At 44.4% G+C, this 21,522-nt stretch carries 16 protein-coding genes; 9 read left to right on the top strand and 7 right to left on the bottom strand.

The annotated features are described in order from the left end of the window. Positions 1–40: 40 nt before the first annotated feature. The gene (locus GGR02_RS11470; protein ID WP_229706194.1) at positions 41–1,150 is read left to right on the top strand and encodes a DUF418 domain-containing protein; all 1,110 of its coding nucleotides are present in this window, start codon (positions 41–43) and stop codon (positions 1,148–1,150) included. A 14-nt stretch (positions 1,151–1,164) separates the two neighbouring features. Here the strand turns inward: GGR02_RS11470 and GGR02_RS11475 are convergent, their stop codons facing one another. After that, a complete protein-coding gene (locus GGR02_RS11475) occupies positions 1,165–1,347 on the bottom strand; it encodes an aspartyl-phosphate phosphatase Spo0E family protein (RefSeq protein WP_229706192.1) in 183 nt (60 codons plus the stop codon). Between the two features lie 191 nt (positions 1,348–1,538). On the opposite strand from GGR02_RS11475, the gene GGR02_RS11480 reads away from it, so the two are divergent. Next, a complete protein-coding gene (locus GGR02_RS11480) occupies positions 1,539–2,441 on the top strand; it encodes a fumarylacetoacetate hydrolase family protein (protein WP_183185026.1) in 903 nt (300 codons plus the stop codon). 36 nt (positions 2,442–2,477) lie between these two features. Here GGR02_RS11480 and GGR02_RS11485 read toward each other — a convergent pair whose 3' ends face one another. Continuing rightward, positions 2,478–3,671 (bottom strand): ornithine--oxo-acid transaminase, encoded by a 1,194-nt coding sequence (locus GGR02_RS11485; protein ID WP_183185027.1) that lies wholly within the window; start codon positions 3,669–3,671, stop codon positions 2,478–2,480. 155 nt (positions 3,672–3,826) lie between these two features. Here GGR02_RS11485 and GGR02_RS11490 point away from each other — a divergent pair, with 155 nt between their 5' ends. After that, complete coding sequence (locus GGR02_RS11490; RefSeq protein ID WP_183185028.1) at positions 3,827–4,183, top strand: YisL family protein; 357 nt, start codon at positions 3,827–3,829, stop codon at positions 4,181–4,183. Between the two features lie 28 nt (positions 4,184–4,211). Here the strand turns inward: GGR02_RS11490 and GGR02_RS11495 are convergent, their stop codons facing one another. Then, the gene (locus tag GGR02_RS11495; RefSeq protein ID WP_183185030.1) at positions 4,212–4,757 is read right to left on the bottom strand and encodes a DUF2777 family protein; all 546 of its coding nucleotides are present in this window, start codon (positions 4,755–4,757) and stop codon (positions 4,212–4,214) included. Between the two features lie 216 nt (positions 4,758–4,973). On the opposite strand from GGR02_RS11495, the gene asnB reads away from it, so the two are divergent. Next, positions 4,974–6,821 carry an asparagine synthase (glutamine-hydrolyzing) gene (gene asnB, locus GGR02_RS11500; protein ID WP_183185032.1) on the top strand — a complete coding sequence of 616 codons (1,848 nt, stop codon included), beginning with the start codon at positions 4,974–4,976 and terminating at the stop codon, positions 6,819–6,821. 47 nt (positions 6,822–6,868) lie between these two features. Here asnB and GGR02_RS11505 read toward each other — a convergent pair whose 3' ends face one another. After that, a complete protein-coding gene (locus tag GGR02_RS11505) occupies positions 6,869–8,632 on the bottom strand; it encodes an alpha-glycosidase (protein ID WP_183185034.1) in 1,764 nt (587 codons plus the stop codon). A 274-nt stretch (positions 8,633–8,906) separates the two neighbouring features. Here GGR02_RS11505 and GGR02_RS11510 point away from each other — a divergent pair, with 274 nt between their 5' ends. The 5 genes from GGR02_RS11510 to GGR02_RS11530 all read left to right on the top strand — a co-directional run bounded on the left by GGR02_RS11510 (position 8,907) and on the right by GGR02_RS11530 (position 15,085). Further along, positions 8,907–10,196 carry an extracellular solute-binding protein gene (locus GGR02_RS11510; RefSeq protein ID WP_183185036.1) on the top strand — a complete coding sequence of 430 codons (1,290 nt, stop codon included), beginning with the start codon at positions 8,907–8,909 and terminating at the stop codon, positions 10,194–10,196. Between the two features lie 108 nt (positions 10,197–10,304). Beyond that, positions 10,305–11,588 (top strand): sugar ABC transporter permease, encoded by a 1,284-nt coding sequence (locus GGR02_RS11515; RefSeq protein WP_183185038.1) that lies wholly within the window; start codon positions 10,305–10,307, stop codon positions 11,586–11,588. Position 11,589: 1 nt separating this feature from the next. Next, complete coding sequence (locus GGR02_RS11520; RefSeq protein ID WP_066323225.1) at positions 11,590–12,432, top strand: sugar ABC transporter permease; 843 nt, start codon at positions 11,590–11,592, stop codon at positions 12,430–12,432. Positions 12,433–12,581: 149 nt separating this feature from the next. Further along, a complete protein-coding gene (locus GGR02_RS11525; protein WP_183185067.1) occupies positions 12,582–14,054 on the top strand; it encodes an alpha-amylase family glycosyl hydrolase in 1,473 nt (490 codons plus the stop codon). Between the two features lie 5 nt (positions 14,055–14,059). Next, the gene (locus GGR02_RS11530; RefSeq protein ID WP_183185040.1) at positions 14,060–15,085 is read left to right on the top strand and encodes a LacI family DNA-binding transcriptional regulator; all 1,026 of its coding nucleotides are present in this window, start codon (positions 14,060–14,062) and stop codon (positions 15,083–15,085) included. A gap of 195 nt (positions 15,086–15,280) precedes the next feature. Here the strand turns inward: GGR02_RS11530 and GGR02_RS11535 are convergent, their stop codons facing one another. The 3 genes from GGR02_RS11535 to GGR02_RS11545 form a co-directional block, all read right to left on the bottom strand. Beyond that, positions 15,281–16,144 (bottom strand): SDR family oxidoreductase, encoded by an 864-nt coding sequence (locus GGR02_RS11535; RefSeq protein WP_183185041.1) that lies wholly within the window; start codon positions 16,142–16,144, stop codon positions 15,281–15,283. Between the two features lie 86 nt (positions 16,145–16,230). Further along, entirely contained in the window at positions 16,231–19,629 is a 3,399-nt protein-coding gene (gene metH, locus GGR02_RS11540; RefSeq protein ID WP_183185043.1) for a methionine synthase, read from the bottom strand. Beyond that, complete coding sequence (locus GGR02_RS11545) at positions 19,622–21,469, bottom strand: bifunctional homocysteine S-methyltransferase/methylenetetrahydrofolate reductase (RefSeq protein ID WP_183185045.1); 1,848 nt, start codon at positions 21,467–21,469, stop codon at positions 19,622–19,624. The genes metH and GGR02_RS11545 overlap by 8 nt, the downstream gene beginning before the upstream one ends. Positions 21,470–21,522 lie beyond the last annotated feature (53 nt).

Here is a 21,522-nt window from a genome sequence, read left to right on the forward strand (position 1 = left end):
CGCAAACGAAGCGGCGCCTTTTTTGAGTGGAGGGAAGCGTTTGCGATTGAAAGAAATAGACAGTATAAGAGGAATAGCGCTTTTTGGTATTTTTTTAGTGAATATGCTCGATTTTCATTCGCCAGCGATGTATATGTCGTTGGGCAACTGGTGGAAAGATCCGCTCGACCGTTTTGTACTAGCCTTTATTGATGTCGTGGCACAAGCAAGTTTTTATCCGCTTTTTGCTTTTTTATTTGGGTTTAGCATGATTTTATTTCGTGAACAAGCAATGAAGAAAGGACGATCATTTCCGCGGCTATGGATAAGGAGAATGGCAGCACTACTAACGATTGGTCTTTTTCATGCGTTTTTCGTTTGGCATGGCGATATTTTAATCACGTACGCCACAACAGGTGCGCTTCTTCTTCTGTTTCACAACGCTCCTAGTCGAACATGGCTGTTTGCGGCGATGAGTTGCTACGTCCCTCATGTCATTATTGCCATATTAATAGGTTCAGAACCTACTCGACAACAGGAAGCGATGGCGCAGGAAGCACTGAAACATTATCAACACGGAACAATTGCAGATATTTTTTGGCAACGTCTGCACGATTGGATGTACGTGAACGATGCGGCGGGGTTTGTGTTTATTGTAATGACGCTCCTTTCGTTCGGATTGTTCGGTGGTTATGTGGCACAAATTCGTGCTTCGTTATCTGTGCGCATCATAAAGCGAGTAGCGCTCCTTTCTTTTTGTATTGGACTGCCGCTAAAATTGCTGCCGTATTGGCTAGAAAAAAACGAATGGACAGAATACGTGCAAGATATGTTCGGTGGGCCAGCGCTGGCGTTGTTTTATGCGGCAGGAATGTGGCTTGTTTCACAAAAAAGATGGCGAATAATTGCCGATATCGCCGCTTGCGGCCGCATATCTATCACAAACTATTTGCTTCAGTCGGTGCTTTGTACGTTTCTTTTTTATAGCTATGGACTTGGATTATATGGGACCGTTCGGCCGTTCGTTGGTACGGTAGGGGCAGTAGTGATTTATTGTTTACAAGTAGCGGGTAGCCGTAAATGGCTGCAGCATTTTTCTATCGGCCCTGTCGAATGGGGATGGCGGGCAGTGACGTACGGAAGTCGTCCGCTATTTCGGCGAAGACGGTAAAAATGTCCCTCTACCTACTGAGGGACAAGCGACGGGGAATGCTCTTGGGCGGGAAACATCGGGAACGTCTGTTTTACGTATTCATTTATTAATTCGTCCAATTCTTGACTGCACTGAATCGTTTCTTTTGCCGTAAATCCGTATGTTAAAGCCAGTTCGATCATTTGTTGTCGCTTCTTTTCAATCAACATGATCATTGTTTTTCACCAACGTTTAGTTATTCTTTTTTCTAGGTAAAAATATCTAGTTACAACTATTATACATGGAATGGAAGAAAAGGAAAGGTTTTCGTGTAAATAAGACATAATATTACAAATTTCTACAAAATTTTTAGTAGGGTTTTCGAAAAAGGCGGCGAATATATCGTATGGAGAGAGGAGATGGAAAGATGAGATTTGTTACAGCCGAACGAAATGGAACAACGTTTGTCGGTGTCGTCACTAGTGAGGAACGTGTCATTGATTTACGGCTAGCAGAGTATGCGAGGAAAAAAGTAATTACGCTTCCGAAAACGTTAGTAGAGTGCATTGCGCTCGGAGAGACGTTCATCGAAATCGTTCGTGAACTGCTCATTTGGGTTGAAGGACATCCGTCGTCGCAGTATGTTTATCCGTTGGCAGACGTTCGTTTGCTTGCGCCGATTCCGCGGCCAACGAAAAACATTTTTTGCGTGGGGAAAAACTATGTCGACCATGCCTTGGAACTAGGAAGTGCGGCCGATATTCCAAAACATATTATGCTTTTTTCGAAAACACCGACAACGGTCGTTGGCCATGAGGCAACGGTGTTACGGCATCGGGAGGTAACAAATGAGCTCGATTACGAAGGAGAGCTTGCTGTTGTCATCGGTAAAAAAGGAAAAGCCATTCCGGAACAAGAAGCGCTTGAGTATGTGTTTGGGTATACGATTATTAATGATATTACTGCTCGCGATTTGCAAGAGCGGCATAAGCAGTTTTTGTTAGGGAAAAGCTTAGATACGTCTTGTCCGATGGGGCCGTGGATTGTCCATCAATCGCTTCTTCCAAATCCGAACCGTTTACATATTGAAACGAAGGTCAATGGGGAAACGCGGCAAAAAGCGAATACCGAACAGTTTATTTTCCCAGTCGAAACGATTATTGCGACGATTTCGCGAGGAATGACATTAGAACCGGGAGATATTATTGCGACGGGAACGCCGGCAGGAGTTGGAAAAGGAATGAAGCCCCCGCGCTTTTTAGACACAGGGGATGTTATTGAAATTACGATTGAAGGAATTGGAACGCTGCGCAATCGTATAGGGGAATAAAGACAGAGGGCACCCGTCTAGGGGCGCCCTTGTTTACTATTCATTAAACACTTTTTTCACTTTTTCAATTGCCCAATCGAGCTGTTCTTTTGTGATGATGAGCGGTGGTGCGAAACGAATGACTGTATCGTGTGTTTCTTTGCATAGAAGCCCTTCTTGTTGTAGTTTTTCGCAGTAAGGGCGAGCTGGTCCATGCAATTCGACTCCGATGAACAATCCGCGACCGCGCACTTCTTTAATGTCTGGGTGCTCGATTTCACGAAGTTTTTCTTGGAAATAGTTCCCTAGCTCGAAAGAACGTTCCGCTAAGTTTTCTTCGAGAAGAACATCGATAGCGGCGATAGAAACGGCGCAAGCAAGCGGATTTCCACCGAACGTAGAGCCGTGCGACCCTGGATTGAATACGCCAAGAATGTCGCGGTTTGCGGCAACGCAAGAAATCGGGAACACCCCTCCGCCTAGCGCTTTTCCTAAAATATACATGTCTGGAACGACATTTTCCCAGTCGCAGGCAAACATTTTTCCAGAACGTCCTAAGCCAGATTGAATTTCATCGGCAATGTATAGCACGTGATGTTCTTTACATACATCGTACGCAGCCTTTAAAAATCCTTCCGGCGGAATGTTAATGCCTGCTTCGCCTTGAATCGGCTCAAAAATAAATGCGGCCGTATTTGGCGTAATCGCTTTCTTTAACGCTTCCACATCACCGAACGGAATCACTTTGATGCCAGGAAGCATTGGACCGAATCCGCGTTTATATTCTGGATTGGAAGACATAGACACTGCCGTCATTGTTCGGCCGTGGAAATTGTCTTCACAGACGATAATTTCTGCTTGGTCTGCTGGAACTCCTTTTACGTCATACGCCCAGCGACGCGCTGCTTTGACAGCTGTTTCGACCGCTTCTGCCCCTGTGTTCATTGGCAAAACCATTTCTTTTCCTGTTAATTTGGCTACTTTTTCATACCATGGGCCTAATTGATCGTTGTGGAATGCGCGGGATGTTAACGTGATGCGGTCTGCTTGCTCTTTTAATGCTTGAACAATTTTCGGATGGCGATGCCCTTGGTTGACGGCAGAATAAGCGCTAAGCATATCCATATAGCGATTTCCTTCCGGGTCTTCCACCCATACCCCTTCTCCTTTGGAGAGAACGACAGGAAGCGGATGATAGTTGTTTGCCCCGTACCGCTCCGTTAACTGAATGATTTCCGTCGTTTTGCTCATGAACGTTCCTCCTATTGCAATATTTTATACATCACTTTATACATTATAGCAAAAATATGATAAGATTGTTAGGGAGAAAGAAAGATATCTTGTTTCATTTTTTCTAGTAAAACGTGTTATGATGGTATATATCGTGTAGAAAGGGGAAATGGTTGATGACACATGCGCATATTACGTCGTGGGTGATTGCGTTCATTTTATTTTTTGTCGTGCTTTCGTTGCAAAAGAACCGTTCGCCAAAAGCGAAAATGGTAGCGATGGTGCTGCGCCTTTTCTATTTGTTCATTATCGCGACAGGCGCACTTTTATTGCATATGCTTGCTACGCTTCCACCGCTTTATATCGTAAAAGCAGTCGTTGGAATTTGGGTCATCGGAGCGATGGAAATGGTCATGGCTCGCACTAAAAAAGGAAAAAGCACACAAATTGCTTGGGTACAACTTCTTGTCGCGTTTCTTGTTGTGTTGTATTTAGGGCTGAAGCTTCCATTAGGGTTTCACATCTTTTCGTAAAACGACAATCTCGAATGAGGTTGTCGTTTTAGCTAATTTGTGTGCAAATAAACCGATTACCTGTATGAAGTGTCAGTTCAAAACGGTCTTTATAAGTGCCGTTTCGCTCGTAATAATGCTGGACGTTAGCGATCAGTTCGGTGTTGTCAAAAATGATAAAGTTTACCCCGACGGGCTTAAACAATAATCCGTTATAGCAATAAAGGCAGTCATATAAAGAAAAGCCAAGGCTATTTAGCCATTCGACGAAACGGAAAAGAGTTTTCTCTGGAAGCTCCTCTAGCCATTGGCGATAGGCGTAAGGCAACGGTTTACGAAAGCGGACGATTTCCCCGCTGTGGAGAAACAGCATACTTCCTCCTAAACGGACGATTCCGTCTTTTTGCCAATATCCGTGCAGCCATTGGCCGTTTCGGAAAACTTCGATGTCGCCGGTTGTCATTTCTTCTAACAGCGCTGCTTCTTCTTGTTCTTCATCGAAAAAAACCCATTCATCGTTGACACATTCAATTTCCCCGCAAATGTATGCCCGTTTTTGTTCTGGAAGATAGGAAAGGCGTTTTTCTAGATTCATCGTTTCATCTCCTTTCCCTTTCGTTTTCGCCGATTTTTCCGCTCTTTATTCATCTAAACTGGACAATTCATCGAAATTCCGCTAGGTGCATACAATGAGAAAGGTAATCTGCTTGGCTGCGCCATTTTCATACGCAAACGGGAGGGCGCCGGCTATTGTATTGCATATCATATAGAAATCGGCTTTTACGTTGACGAAGGGAAAGGATTGATACGTATGTGTGGAATCACCGGTTGGGTAGATTTCCAACGGAATATACAAACGGAACAAAAAACGCTTCATAAAATGACGGAAACGTTGGCAAAGCGTGGTCCAGACGATACAAACTACTGGTTGGTGGAACATGCAGCGTTTGGGCATAAACGGCTCGTTGTGGTAGATCCAAAGGGCGGCGTCCAGCCGATGACGCGGAAAAAAGACGGCTATGCATATACGATTTGTTATAACGGAGAGTTGTACAATACGGAAGATCTCCGGAAAGAATTAGTGAAGAGGGGCTACACGTTTCAAGGGCACTCGGATACAGAAGTGTTGCTGACGTCTTACATCGAATGGCAAGAACAATGCGTCGACTATTTAAACGGCATTTTTGCATTCGCGATTTGGGACGAACGGCGGGAACAATTATTTTTGGCACGCGACCGGCTCGGGGTAAAACCGTTATTTTATCGGCACAACGGTCGACAGTTATTATTTGCTTCCGAAATAAAAGCGATTTTAGCGCATCCGGACGTAACGCCGATGGTCGGAAGGGAAGGATTGGCAGAAATTTTTGGGCTAGGGCCTTCAAGGACGCCAGGGCACGGGGTGTTTTGTGGGATTAATGAGCTGCGGCCAGCCCACGCCATGCGCTACTCCCGTGAAGGGATTAACGTTTGGCGATATTGGAATGTGCAAAGCGACATTCATCGCGATACGGTAGAAGAAACGGTAGAACGTGTCCGTTTTTTGTTGACGGATGCAGTGACAAGGCAGCTTGTATCCGATGTACCAGTGTGCACCTTTTTATCGGGAGGAGTGGATTCAAGCGCCATTACAGCGATTGCTGCGAACGTGTTTGCGAAAGAGGGGAAAGGCGCGCTTCATACGTATTCGATTGACTATGAAGGGAACGACCATTATTTCCAAGCCAACGACTTTCAGCCAAATGCGGACGGCCCATGGATTGAGAAAATGTCCCACACGTTTGGGACGGTTCATCATCGCTGTACGATTTCTCAGCACGAGTTAGCTGATTATTTAACGGAAGCAGTCATCGTCCGTGATTTGCCGGGAATGGCGGATATCGATTCGTCGCTCCTTTGGTTTTGTCGGCAAATTAAAAAAGATTTTGTCGTCAGTTTATCGGGAGAGTGTGCTGATGAAATTTTTGGCGGGTATCCATGGTTTCATCGCCCAGACGATTTAGCGCGGAACGGATTTCCGTGGATGCGGTCAACAGAAGCGCGCATTGGGTTATTAAAAGAAAAATGGCAACAAAAGCTGCAGCTAGACGAATATGTCCAGATGCGCTTTCAAGAAACGGTGGCGGAAGTGCCGCGGCTCGAAGGGGAAAGCGCTGTGGAGGCGAAGCGCCGCGAGCTATTTTACTTAAACATGATTTGGTTTATGACGACGCTGTTAGATCGAAAAGACCGGATGAGCATGGGGGCAAGTTTGGAAGTGCGCGTGCCGTTTGCCGATCATCGGCTTGTCGAATACGTCTGGAATATTCCATGGGAGATGAAAATGTACGGCAACCGAGAAAAGGGAATATTGCGAAAGGCGCTAGAAGGATTGTTGCCACAAGAAGTGTTGTATCGGAAGAAAAGCCCTTACCCAAAAACGCATCATCCACTTTATACGGAACTTGTAAAGACGAGGCTAACAAATCGATTAAACAGCCGTTCCTCTATTTTATACGAATTTTTCGAGGCAAAAAAACTAAACGAAATGATCGAAACAGGGGGCAAATCTTTTCAAGCACCATGGTTTGGGCAATTAATGACTGGTCCGCAGCTGTTGGCGTACTTATGTCAAGTGCATGATTGGTTTGAGCATTACGGCATTGATATGAAAGAGTAAAGAGAAGGCGACTGATAAAAATAAGCGAGGACATCCCTCGCTTATTTTTATTGCTCAACTAAAAAGATGCAAAAGCCATATGGCGCAAGCGTTACGGTCCATTCGTTTTCTTTTAGCGTAAATTTCTCATTTGTCCATAAATTGGTAAGAGTTTTTCCTTTTAGCGAGAGTGGCAATGTGATGTCAAGCTTTCGGTTGCTGTTGTTGAGTAGGAATATTACCGTTTCTTGTTCATATGTTTTAGTATAGACAAGATGGTTTGTTTCGTCATCCGTTTCTAGAAAGCGCAGTTCGCCGCGAGAAAAAGAGCGGTACTTGCGGCGCAATGAAATTAATTTTTGCACGTGGGCGAATAACTCGCGGTCTTGTTTTTCTTCCTCCCATACCATACATTTTCGGCACAACGGGTCTTGTTCGCCTGTCAATCCGATTTCATCACCGTAATAAATGCACGGGGTGCCTGTAAATGACAACTGGAAGAGGAACATCAATTTTACTTTTTCTTTGTTTCCTCTGCACTCCGTTAAAATGCGCGGAGTGTCGTGGCTGCCAAGTAAATGGAACGCTACTTCATTTACATTGTTTGGATACGAATGAAGCACGTTTGTAATGGAATGAGAAAATTCGCTTGCTGTCATCTTGTTTTTCGCGAAATAACGCAATACCCCATTTGTAAATGGATAGTTCATGACCGCATCAAACTGATCGCCGCGTAACCAAGGCATTGCATCGTGCCAAATTTCCCCAAGAATATATACGTCTTGTTTCACCGCTTTCACTGCTTGACGAAACTCGCGCCAAAATTGATGATCGACTTCATTGGCGACATCTAAACGCCAACCGTCAATATCAAATTCGCGAATCCAATATGTTGCTACATCTAATAGATATTGTTTCACTTCTTGATTTTCCGTATTTAATTTTGGCATAGTTGGCACGAAGGCAAATGTATCGTAGTTCGGTAACGGTTCGGTTTGTAATGGAAACTCGTGAATATGGAACCAATCTTTATATTTTGACTTTTCTCCATGTTTCAGCACATCTTGAAACGGGGCGAAAAAGTATCCACTATGATTAAATACCGCATCAAGCATAACGCGAATGCCTTTTTGGTGGCAACGCTCGACAAGTCGCTTAAATGTTGGTTTGTCACCAAATTGTGGATCAATCTCGAAATAATCAATTGTATCGTATTTATGATTGGACGATGCTTTAAAAATCGGAGTGAAATAAATGCCGTTAATTCCTAGCTCGACTAAATAATCAAGTCGCTCCATAATGCCGGCAAAATCACCGCCAAAAAAGCTTGTCGGAGTCGGATCGGTACTTCCCCACGAAATTGTTCCTTTCGGGTTCAAGGACGGATCCCCATTTGCGAACCGCTCAGGGAAAATTTGATACCAAACGGTGTCTTTCACCCATGTCGGCGCGTGAAATACGTCGATTGGATTTAAAAACGGGAAGCAGAAATAGTAAGCAATATCATCACTCGGTGCCTCATGAAAAAAACCTTTTTCCGTATAAACGCATTTCTCGTTTTCTGACATAAGCTCAAACCCGTAGCGGAGACGGCGATATGGCGGTGATATGGCGACCCACCAATAGTCAAACAAGGCATCTGCTCCGCTTTTTGTCATCTCTGTTTTTGTAAACTGCCATTGCCCATCTTCCCAACAATACGGATCACCATGCAAAAGGGACACAGCTTGAACATCGTTTTTCTTCGTTCGCAACCGAATGTGCAATGTTTTGTCGTCATAAGCATAAGCGAACTGATCGGTTGGACGGTGGTATACGGCTTCCTTTAACATTATCATCTACTCCTTTATATATGCAATCGATTGCACTCACAGAAGATGTTGGTATCCAAAAAATGTATACGAGATTTTTAGATTAGAATAAAGGAATATAGCGGAAAAGTCAATATTTGTTCCGAAATGTTCAAAAAAAGAGAAAAAAAATTTAAGGAAATGGTTGTCAAATAGATAAATGGTTGTATAATTAATGATAAGAGTTGCGCAATCGTTTTCACAAATCAATCATATTGTGAAAGCGCTTATAATCTATTTTTTAGGAGGGGTCGAAATGAAAAAAGCAGTATCTATTTTCTCATCGCTTGCGTTAATGGCAGGGGTGCTTGCGGGTTGCGGTCCTGACAAGGAAACAACAGAGCCGAAAACGAGTGAAAAGAACACAACGACGACCGAAAACGGCATGCCGCCAAAACCAGAAAAACTCGTCGTCTGGGAAGACGTCAAACGCGGGGTGGCATTGGAACCGGCGATTAAAGCGTTTGAACAAAAGTATGGGATTAAAGTGGAGTACAAAGAAGTCGAAATGGCAACGAAGCAACGCGATCAACTTCGCTTAGACGGACCAGCGGGAACAGGACCAGACGTTATCACTGTGCCGCATGACCAAATTGGTCAGCTTGTGACAGAAGGGTTAATTCGTGAAATTAACGTCGACCAATCCGTATTGGATACGTTCACAGAATCATCGCTGAAAGCAGAAACGTATAACGGGAAACTTTATGGGTTGCCGAAAGCAGTAGAAACACCTGTATTTATTTATAATAAAAAACTCATGGATAAAGCGCCGACAACGATGGATGAGCTATATCAGTTTTCGAAAGATTTTACAAAAGGCGATAAATACGGCTTTTTAGCGCTTTGGGATAACTTCTACTTTGCGCACGGAATTATCGCTGGAATGGGCGGCTATGTGTTCAAAGATAACAATGGTACATTAGATCCGAAAGATATCGGCTTAAATAATGATGGTGCTGTAAAAGGAACAGAGTACATTCAAAAATGGTATAAAGAACTATTCCCGAAAGGAATTATCGGCGAAAACGGTGGCTCGACGATGGATGGGCTGTTTAACGAAGGAAAAGTGGCGTCTGTCATGAACGGTCCGTGGGCATTTCAAGGAATGCGCGATGCAGGAATCGATATTGGGGTAGCACCAATGCCGACATTACCGAACGGAGAACATGTGAAAACATTTATGGGCGTTAAAGGCTGGCATGTATCTGCCTTCTCGAAAAACCCAGAATGGGCAACGAAACTAATTGAGTTCCTTACAAATGAAGAAAATGCGAAAAAACGGTTTGAGTTAACAAAAGAAATTCCACCAGTGAAATCGTTAATTAACGATCCGCTAATTGCCAACGATGAAGGTGCAAAAGCGGTAGCAGTTCAATCGCAATATGCAGTCCCAATGCCAAATATTCCAGAAATGGCGGAAGTATGGGGACCGATGGCAACTGCCCTTCAGCTTGTCGCGAACCAAAAGACAGAACCGAAAAAGGCGTTGGATGAAGCGGTAAAAACGATTAAAACGAACATTGAAACAAATCATCCAAGCAAGTAGAGCGCAGGCGGTACCTCTTTTTAGAGGTACTGCTTCCGTATTCATCTATTTGTTTATCCGTTCACATAACTAGAGCTCCTCGCGATCCGAAAGAAAGGAGACAAATCAATGGAAACCTCAATGTACCGGTCGAACCATCGGAAGCTTGCATTATGTCTATCCGTTGTGCCTGGTCTTGGTCAATTATACAATCGTCAATACGTCAAAGGCGCTTTTTTTCTTATTTTAGCAATTTCCTATTATATCGTATTTGCTGATTTATTGGATATCGGCTTATGGGGGATTGTGACGCTCGGAGAAGTGATCGGGCGTGACCATTCGATTTTTTTACTTGTCGAGGGTATTTTGGCCGTCATTATTTTAATATTTGGGCTTGGCTTTTACGCGTTTAATTTGTACGATGCGTACAAAAACGGACAAAAGCGAGATTTAGGGCTGAAAATCAGTTCGTTGCGTGAGCAATACCATACACTGATTGACAGCGGATTTCCATATTTAATGATCTCGCCAGGATTTATTCTCCTCGTTTTTGTTGTCGTTTTTCCGATTATTTTTGTTGTGTTACTAGCGTTCACAAACTATGATCTATATCATTCACCGCCAGCAAAATTAGTGGATTGGGTCGGTTTACAAAACTTTATTGATTTAGTCAAACTTGACCTTTGGCGAAAAACGTTTGTTAACGTGTTAGCATGGACGATCGTTTGGACGTTCGGGGCAACGACGCTGCAAATTGCGCTCGGTATTTTTTTAGCGATTATTGTCAACCAAAAAGATTTAAAAGGAAAAGCAATCATTCGGACGATTTTCATTTTGCCGTGGGCAGTGCCAGCATTTGTTTCGATTCTCGTCTTTTCCGGTATGTTTAATGAATCGTTTGGGGTCATTAATAAAACGATTTTAGCATCGCTCGGTATAAGTCCAATCGATTGGATGACCGACCCATTTTGGACGAAAGTAGCGCTCATTCTTATTCAATCGTGGTTAGGCTTTCCTTTTATTTTTGCGATGACGACCGGTGTGTTACAAGCGATTCCGGATGAGTTGTACGAAGCGGCAACCGTAGATGGGGCGACGGCATGGCAGAAATTTACGAAAATTACACTTCCGCTCGTGTTGTATGCGATTGCGCCAATTTTAATTACACAATACACGTTTAATTTCAATAATTTTAATATTATTTACTTATTTAATGGCGGTGGACCGGCCGTTTCTGGACAAAACGCTGGAGCGACCGACATTTTAATTTCGTGGATTTACCGTTTAACGATGACGTCTGCCCAATATTCTAAAGCAGCGGCGATTACATTGCTTTTATCACTTGTCGTTGTATCGGTAGCGCTATGGCAATTTAGAAAAACAAAATCATTTAAAGAAGAGGATATGATGTAAGATGGATATGAAAAAACAAAAAATTGTCCGCTTGACGCTGTCGTATGCCGTCATTTTGGTGATGACGATCATTATTGTGTATCCACTTCTTTGGGTTGTTGGCTCGTCATTTAATCCTGGCCAAAGTTTATCTGGTTCGAAGATGATTCCGGATCATGCGACACTGATTCATTATAAAGAGTTGTTTGATACGTCGAAAAGTGATTATTTAATTTGGTATGCAAACTCACTTAAAATTTCCACACTCACGATGATTTTTTCCGTTATTTTAGTCAGTTTGACGGCGTATTCGTTTTCGCGTTATCGCTTTGTTGGACGACAAAACGGGTTAATAACGTTTTTAGTTTTGCAAATGATTCCAAACTTTGCTGCATTAATTGCCATTTATGTGCTTGGGTTGCTTACGAAGTTAATCGATACACATCTTGGGTTGATTCTTGTATACGTCGGTGGGGCGATTCCGATGAATACGTGGTTGATGAAAGGGTATTTAGATACGATTCCGAAAGAATTGGATGAGTCGGCGCGCATTGATGGAGCAGGGCATTTGCGCATTTTCTTTCAAATTATTATGCCGCTAGCAAAACCGATTATCGCTGTCATTGCGCTCTTTACGTTCATCGCGCCGTTCGGTGATTTTATTTTAGCGAGTGTTTTATTGCGGAGCAAGGAAAAATATACGTTGGCGGTCGGGCTGTATGATTTAGTCGCAAAACAGTTTGGGAATGAATTTACGACTTTTGCTGCTGGTTCTGTTCTTATTGCACTACCGATCGCCATTCTCTTCCTTTCATTCCAAAAGTATTTTATATCAGGCTTAACGGCAGGTGGGACAAAAGGATGAGAGAAAAAAGGAAAGAATCGCTTAGGTTCTTTCCTTTCGCATTATTTCGAGCTATAGTTAAACAGTAGAAGTGAAATGAATGGGAGTGGAACAAGGTGAAACGAATCTTTTTTTCGTTAGTATTTGCGCTTTTTGTGCTCGTTGCGGCGATGCCAGCACAAGCAGCAGATAAGCGAACGTGGCAAGATGAAAGCATTTACTTTATCATGGTCGACCGCTTTAATAACGGCAATCCGCAAAACGATATCGATGTAGACACGAATGACCCGAAAGCGTACCATGGCGGTGATTTGCAAGGGGTGATTGACAAGCTGGACTATATAAAAGCGATGGGCTTTACAGCCATTTGGTTGACACCGATTTTTCAAAACGAGCCTGGTGGATATCACGGATATTGGATTTCAGACTTTTACAAAGTCGACCCACATTTTGGTACAATTCAAGATGTAAAACGACTCGTCAAAGAAGCGCATAAACGCGACATGAAAGTCATTTTAGATTTTGTCGTCAACCATACAGGACCACACCATCCTTGGTTGAACGATCCGATGAAAAAAGAGTGGTTTCATGAGAAAAAAGATATTTTTAACTGGACAAATCAAACGGAAGTAGAAAATGGGTGGCTGTTCGGTCTTCCGGATTTAGCGCAAGAAAACCCAGAAGTGAAACGATATTTACTCGAGGCTGCGAAATGGTGGATTCAACAAACGGACATTGACGGTTATCGTTTAGATACCGTGAAGCATGTGCCAAAATCGTTTTGGCAAGAATTTTCGAAAGCAGTTAAATCGGTCAAAAAAGACTTTTTCTTGCTTGGTGAGGTGTGGCATGATGACCCGCGTTATATTGCGGATTATAGGAAATATGGCATTGATGGTTTTCTCGACTTTCCATTTTATCAAGAAGCGTCAAAAATTTTCAGCAAATCTGACCAATCGTTGGAACCGTTGTATAACGTTTGGCGAAGAAATGAAACGTTTTATGAACGCCCGTATTTGCTAGGCACCTTTTTAGACAACCATGACACCGTCCGGTTCACAAGGCTGGCGTTAGAAAACCGACAAAATCCAATCAAACGAATTAAGCTTGGGTTAACGTATTTGTTTTCCGCACCGGGCATTCCGATTATGTACTACGGAACGGAAATCGGCATGGATGGCGGAAAAGACCCAGATAATCGCCGATTAATGAACTTCCGTACCGACCAAGAAATTATTGACTATATTAAAAAAATTGGTGCATTACGCAACGACGTGCCAGCGTTGCGGCGCGGCGATTTTACGTTGCTTTATGAGAAAAACGGAATGGCAGTGTTTAAACGGACGTATCACGACCAAACCGCTGTTATTGCGATTAACAACACAAGCAAAACAGCAAAAGCGCATATTTCCAACGAACAGTTAGAGCCGGGGAAAGAATTGCACGGTTTGTTGGTGGATGATTTAGTCCGAAGCGATAAAAACGGGTATGATATTATTTTGAATCGGGAAACGGCTGAAATTTATGTGTTAGGAAAAAAGACAGGGCTGAACGTGCCGTTTATTAGCGCAATCATTGCGGTGTATGTGTTGTTTGGATTGTTTTTATACTATGTAAAAAAACGATCAAAAGCTAGGGGGTGAAAGGCATGAACGTAACGATTAAAGATGTTGCGAAGCGAGCGAACGTAGCACCTTCGACCGTTTCGCGCGTCATCGCCGACAGCCCGCGCATTAGTGAAAAAACGAAGCGGAAAGTGCGAGAAGCGATGAAAGAGCTTGGCTATCACCCGAACTTTATTGCGCGCAGTTTAGCGAGCCAGACGGCACAAGTGATTGGAATTGTGATGCCAAGCTCAGCTGATCAAGCGTTGCAGCATCCGTTTTTCCCAGAAGTAATTCGCGGCATTAGCAAAGCAGCACATGAGAAAAAATTTGCTTTGCAAATGTCGACGGGGGAAAAAGAGGAAGAGATTTACGAAGAAGTGGTGGAAATGTTGCAAGGACGCCGCGTGGATGGAGTAATATTGCTTTATTCGCGCGTGAATGATAAATTGATGAAATATTTACTCCGGCACGATTTTCCGTTTGTTGTGATCGGAAAGCCGCATCAACGTGCAGAACAAATTACGCACGTGGACAATGACAACTACCGAATTGGCAAAGAAGCGACGCAATATTTGCTCGAGCTTGGGCATGAACGCATTGCGTTTATTGGCGGGAATGAGACGTATTTAGTAACGGCCGACCGGCTATTAGGGTATAAAGAGGCGTTGGAAGAAGCAGGTCTTGTTTATCGGCAGGAATATGTTGTGTATGAAGAGTTTTTACAAAAAGCGAATCAAGAAGAAATGAAAAAGCTGTTTTCACTTGACGAGCCGCCGACGGCGTTAGTCGTTGTCGATGATTTACTTGCGCTTGATGTGTTGAAATTGCTTGACGAGCTGAATTTGCGCGTTCCGGACGATGTTTCGCTCGTTAGCTTTAACAATACGTTATTAGCAGACATGGCACGCCCACCGCTGACGTCGGTCGACATTCATATTTTCCAGCTAGGCTATGAAGCAGCAAAAAATTTAATGGAAAAAGTCGCTAATCCGAACGAACCAGTCAAACGAATCATCATCCCCCATAAACTTGTGAAGCGGTTTTCATGCGATTACGTTTCAAAATAAAAGACCACGCGCATGTGGTCTTTTTTACTAAAAAAAACTTGCAACAAATGTTGCAAGCAAAAAGGGAAGAGAGGGAGACCTTTTGTCAAGGTCTAACAATATCCATCTTTATCATAAACGGTTCGCTGACAAAAAATCAAGGTTAATGTCAGAAAATATAACATAAAATGTAGATGTTTGTTAAATATGCTTCCTTTAGCCATTAACGATTTTCCCGCCGTTCACATGAAGCATTTGTCCCGTCATATAAGAAGCGTCGTCGCTGGCTAAAAAAACATAGCTCGGTGCGACTTCTTCCGGTTGTCCAGGGCGTTTCATTGGGGTATTGGCACCGAATGTAGCGACGTGGTCGCTAGAAAACGTCGATGGAATAAGCGGTGTCCAAATCGGCCCAGGGGCAACACCGTTCACACGAATGCCTTTTGCCACAAGCGATTTAGCTAACGACCGCGTAAATGCTACAATCGCTCCTTTTGTTGCGGAATAATCAAGCAACTGTTCGTGCCCTTCATAAGCAGTAATGGACGCTGTATTAATGATGGAACTCCCTTCGTTCAAATAAGGAATCGCTGCTTTTGTTAAATAGAAGTAGCCGAAGACGTTTGTGCGAAACGTTTTTTCTAATTGTTGGGAAGTAATGTTAAGCAAACTGTTTTGCGGATGTTGTTCTGCCGCGTTGTTCACGACAATGTCTACCTTCCCAAACGTTTGTATCACTTCCTTTACTGCCTGTTGACAAAAATGTTCGTCGCCGATATCTCCAGCGATTAATAAGCAATGACTTCCTTCTTCCTCGACTTGTCGCTTCGTTTCTTTCGCATCTTCGTGTTCGTTTAAATAAATAATAGCGACGTCTGCCCCTTCTTTAGCGAAATAAATGGCGACTGCCCGGCCGATGCCACTATCGCCACCGCTAATGATAGCGACTTTATCTTTTAGTTTGCCACTGCCGCGATATCGCGGATCTTCTGAGATTGGCTGTGGCATCATTTCTGTCTGCAGTCCCGGTTGCTGATGTTGATGTTGCGGCGGCAGTGTTGCCTGTTGTTTTGTGACCACTATTCTTCCCCCCCTTGCATGTTCAATTATTTTTATTATGATAATTATGGCCACAAATTATGAAAAGCCAAGGCTGCCCTTGGCTTTTATAAAACGTTGAAATATCTCGCTTCCGGATGGGCGAAGACGATGGCGGATACCGATGCCTCTGGCTCCATCATATATCCTTCGGTTAACTGGATGCCAATTTCTTCAGGGCGAAGGAGACGGAACAGTTTTTCTTGATCTTCTAAGTTCGGGCAGGCTGGATAGCCGAACGAGAAGCGCTGCCCTTGGTATTTCGCAGCAAAACGTTCTTCCATCGTAACATCAGGGGCATCTGAGAACCCCCAGCGATCGCGCATCACTTGGTGTGTACGCTCGGCCAATCCTTCGGCCACTTCAAGCGCCAGTGCTTGAATCGCATGACTTTTTAAAAACTCTCCGTTTTCTTTCCAGCGCTGTGCAAGTTCCCGAATTCCTTTTCCTGCAGTGACCGCAAATAGCCCGACATAATCGATTTCGCCACTTTCGACCGATCGCAAATAGTCGGCAAGGCAAAGGTATGGCGCTCTTGGTTGCCGCGGGAACTCAAACGTTTCTAACACCGTGTTGCTCGTCGGTGCATAAATGTAGATTTTATTGCCGTCGCTTTGCGCGCGGAAAAATTGGTAAACAACAGCTGGTGTAATCCACTGCTTCTGTTTTGCCTCGAAAAGAAGTTCATCTACTAGCTGCTTCAACATAACGGCTTTTTCGTTTTGCTCGGCAAGCAATTTTTTGACGTTTCCTTTTAAGCCGAGATGGTGACCTAATAACATTTGCCAGTTAATGTATGGTTCGATATGAGCGAGCGGCACGTCTTTTAATACGTGGCGCTCGATATCCGTCGGTACAAACACAGGAACGTCCGTCGAAACGTTCGAGCGGCTGAATGTGGCGGGTTGTACCGGTTGTTGCAAAGCCGTGCTTTTTTCTTTTCGTTTATATTCGATGTCGTTTTGCTGCAGACGATTGGCGAGCGCTAAGCCATCCATCGCATCTTTTGCATAAAGGACAATGCCGTCGTATTCAGGGGCGATTTTATTTTCCGTAAATTTGCGAGATAGCGCTGCACCGCCGACTAAAATTGGTAAGGAAATGCCTGCTTGTTTTAAATCTTGGGCAGTGAGTACCATTTGCTGGGCAGATTTCACGAGTAGCCCAGATAATCCGATCATGTCAGGTTGTTCCGCCCGTACAGCTTCAATCAGTTGCTGCGGTGTTACTTTAATACCTAAATCGACGACGTGAAAGCCGTTGTTGCTTAAAATAATATCCACTAAATTTTTGCCGATATCATGCACATCGCCTTTGACGGTCGCGAGTATGACTTTTCCTTTTGTGCTCGTTTCGGTTTTTTCCATGTACGGTTCTAAAAAGGCGACTGCGGCTTTCATTACTTCTGCGCTTTGCAACACTTCGGCGACGATAAGTTGGTTATCATTAAACAGCCGCCCGACTTCATCCATTCCCGTCATGAGCGGTCCGTTAATAATCGTTAACGGGTTTTCGTACGTTTGCAATGCCAGTTCTAAATCGGCAAACAGCCCTTCTTTCGTTCCCTCCACTACATAATTGGCTAGCCGTTCCTCAAGCGTTAAATTCGCGCTTGCTTTTTTCGGTTCTTTCGTCTTGTCGCGGTAAAACTGGATAAACGTATTTAACGTTTCATCGTTTGTATCGAATAGAAGCGCTTCCGCCATGTTCACCTCGTTTTCCGGGATGGAAGCGAATCGTTCGAGCTTTTCCGTATTGACAATGGCGTAATCAAGCCCTGCTTGCGTGCAATGGTATAAAAAGACAGAGTTTAAAATTTCTCGTCCAACTGGCGGCAAGCCGAAAGAAACGTTACTAATGCCGAGCATCGTTAAACAATGCGGCAATCGTTCTTTTATGAGGCGAATCCCTTTAATCGTTTCTTTTGCTGCGCCGATATATTGTTCGTCGCCTGTGCCAACTGGAAATACAAGCGGGTCGAAAATGATGTCGTGCGGCGAGAGGCCATATTTGTTGACGAGCAAGTCGTACGAGCGCAGGGCGATTTCGAGTTTTCGTTCAGCATGAATGGCCATTCCTTGTTCGTCAATCGTGCCGACGACGACGGCAGCTCCGTATTGATGAATGAGCGGCACGATTTTTTCGAACCGTTCTTCGCCATCTTCTAAGTTAATCGAGTTAATAATCGCTTTTCCTTGCGAATAGGAGAGGGCGCATTCAATTACACGCTCATCGGTTGAATCGATGACTAGCGGCACTTTTACTTTTTTGACGACTTGTTGAATGAATTGTTCCATATCTTCTTTTTCGTCCCGGTCTGGGTCAGCTAAGCAAATGTCGATGACATGCGCCCCGTTTTTCACTTGGGCACGGGCAATTTCCGCTGCTTCTTCATATTTTCCTTCGGCAATGAGCCGCTTAAATTTACGCGAGCCGATGACGTTTGTCCGTTCCCCGACAAAGAGCGGGCGCATTGTTTCATCATAAAGAAGTGGCTCGATGCCGGAAACAGCATGCACGTCAAACGATGGTGGAATTTTTCGCGGCGGAAGATCACGAACTGCTTCACAAATGGCGCGAATATGATTAGGCGTTGTGCCACAACAGCCGCCAACGATATTAATCCAGCCTTTTTCCGCAAACCAGCGGATTTTTTTCGCAAGCATTTCCGGTGTTTCGTGATAATGCCCTTCTTCGTCTGGGAGTCCAGCGTTCGGGTAACAGCTCACCGCCGTATTAGCTAGCTCGGCAAGCGAGCGCAAATGGTCGGTCATAAATTCAGGTCCAGTGGCGCAGTTTAAACCGACCGCCAATGGCTTCATATGCTGAACGGAAATAAAAAACGATTCAATTGTTTGCCCAGCAAGTGTCGTACCCATCGGTTCAATCGTTCCGGAAATCATAATCGGTACGCGCTTCCCTAGTTTTTGGAACGCTTGCGAGATGCCGATGAATCCTGCTTTGACGTTTAGTGTGTCTTGGCATGTTTCTAAAAGCAATATATCAACGCCGCCGATTAGAAGCCCGCGTGCTTGTTCTTCATAGGCGGCGACAAGTTGTGCAAACGTTGTGCCGCCAGTGACAGATAGCGTTTTTGTTGTCGGTCCCATCGAGCCAGCGACAAAGCGCGGCCATTCTGGGGTGGAGTACTTTTCCGCTGCTTGTTTAGCGAGTTTGGCAGATTCGATGTTTAATTCAAGCGCTAAATGGCCGAGGTTGTATTCGTCGAGAACGATGTTTGTCGCGCCAAACGTATTCGTTTCGATAATGTCTGCCCCTGCTTCTAAATATGCTTCGTGAATCGAGCGAATGACGTACGGAGCGGTGAGCGATAAATATTCGTTGCACCCTTCGTACTCCTCGCCGCCGAAATCAGCCGCTGTTAAGCCGGCGCTTTGAATCATCGTCCCCATGGCACCGTCAATGATTAAAATTTTTTTGTGCAATTGTTCGAATAAGCTAGCCATGAAGCACCTTCCTTTCGTTTGCTGCTTGTTTTTCGTGTACATATTGCGCGAGTTCGACCGTCATTTCATAACGTAAAAACGGTGTAATTAAATAAATGCCGTTAAATAAATCGAAGGCAGCATCAATTAACGATTTAGCGATGGCAATTCCTTCTTTTGCCGATTGAATTGGGTCATTCGCGCAAGCGGCCATCCGCGCGCGAATATCGTCTGATAGCGTAATCCCTGGCACCTCGTGATGCAGAAATTCTGCATTGCGTGCGCTTGTAAGCGGCATAATGCCGATGTAAATTGGTGTGTCTAGATGTTTTGTCGCGTCGTAGACGGCTTCTATTTGTTTTTCCGAATATATCGGCTGCGTCATAAAATAATGCGCGCCGCATTGAATTTTTTTCTCAAGCCGCTGCACGGCTTTGTCTAAATGCCGGACATTTGGGTTAAAGGCAGCTGCGATAGAAAATTTTGTTTTTTGCCCAAGCGGCTGTCCGGAATACGATACGCCTTCGTTAAATTGGTGAATGAGTTGAATTAAATCAAATGACGACAAGTCGTAAACGGACGTGGCGCCAGGGAAGTCGCCGATTTTAGATGGATCGCCAGTGACAGCAAGCACGTCGGTAATGCCGAGCGTATATAGCCCCATAAGGTGTGACTGCAAACCAATTAAATTTCGGTCACGGCACGTAATATGAATGAGCGGGCGAATGCCGAGTTGCTGCTTGACGATCGTCCCGAGCGCGACATTGCTAATGCGAGGTGTCGCTAATGAATTGTCTGCAAGCGTAAGCGCATCGATATTTGCCTCTTTCAGTGCTTTTGCGCCTTCTAAAAATTTTTCGATGCCGAGTTTTTTCGGTGGATCGAGCTCGACAATAATGGAACGGCGTTTTCGGACGATATCCGTCAGCGGTGGTTCCGTTTGTTCTGGTGGCGCAGAAACGGAAACGCTGAGAGTTCGTTGCTTGACCTGTTTTTGTTGGACAGGTGTCCGATCGGTAAGCGCCTTTGCCATCGCTTCAATATGGCTTGGCGTCGTGCCGCAACAACCGCCGATTAAACGAACGCCTTGGTGGCGAAACGCTAGCGCTGTTTCTTTAAAATATTCGGCGTTCGTTTCATAAACGAGCCGACCATCCCGATAATCTGGTAGACTCGCATTCGGATAGGCAGAAAGAAATGCGGTTGTCGGTAGCGGCACTTCTTCTAACGAACGAATCATATGATATGGTCCGAGGTGGCAGTTTAGCCCAACAATATCAGCGCCAAGCTGCTCGAGCTGTGCCAGCGCCTCGCTTAACGGTGTTCCGTCTTGTAAAATGCCGACGTCGTGTAGCGTCACATGGGCGATGATTGGTTTATTTGTTTCTTTACGGGCAATGGCCAGCACCGTTTTTAATTCTTCTAAATCGTAATATGTTTCTAACAACAATCCGTCGACGTCTTCATGCAAAAGGACGTACAGTTGTTCACGAAACGTGCGCTTGACTTCTTCGAGCGTAATGGCACTTTTATTCACGCTGCGTAGGCCGCCGATTGTTCCGAGAACGTACGCGCTCCCTTTCGCCGCTTGTTTGGCAAGGCGGACAGCCGCGCGGTTAATCGTTTGTACGTCGTCTTGTAGTCCGTAGCGGGAGAGTTTAACATAATTAGCCCCATATGTGTTTGTTTGAATGACTTCTGCACCAGCCGCAATATATGCTTCATGAATATGAACGATTTCCTCTGGTTTCGATATGTTTAGCTCTTCAAAGCAACGATCGATGCCGTGTGAGTATAATAGTGTTCCCATCGCTCCGTCAGCGAGAACGATTCGTTCTTTTACGTCTTCTAAAAGCCCCACGTGCGTTCCCCCGTTTCTTTATAAAATAAAAAAGCCTTCCAAGAAGAAGACTT

Source organism: Anoxybacteroides voinovskiense (assembly GCF_014196205.1).
Taxonomy (GTDB): Bacteria; Bacillota; Bacilli; order Bacillales; family Anoxybacillaceae; genus Anoxybacteroides; species Anoxybacteroides voinovskiense.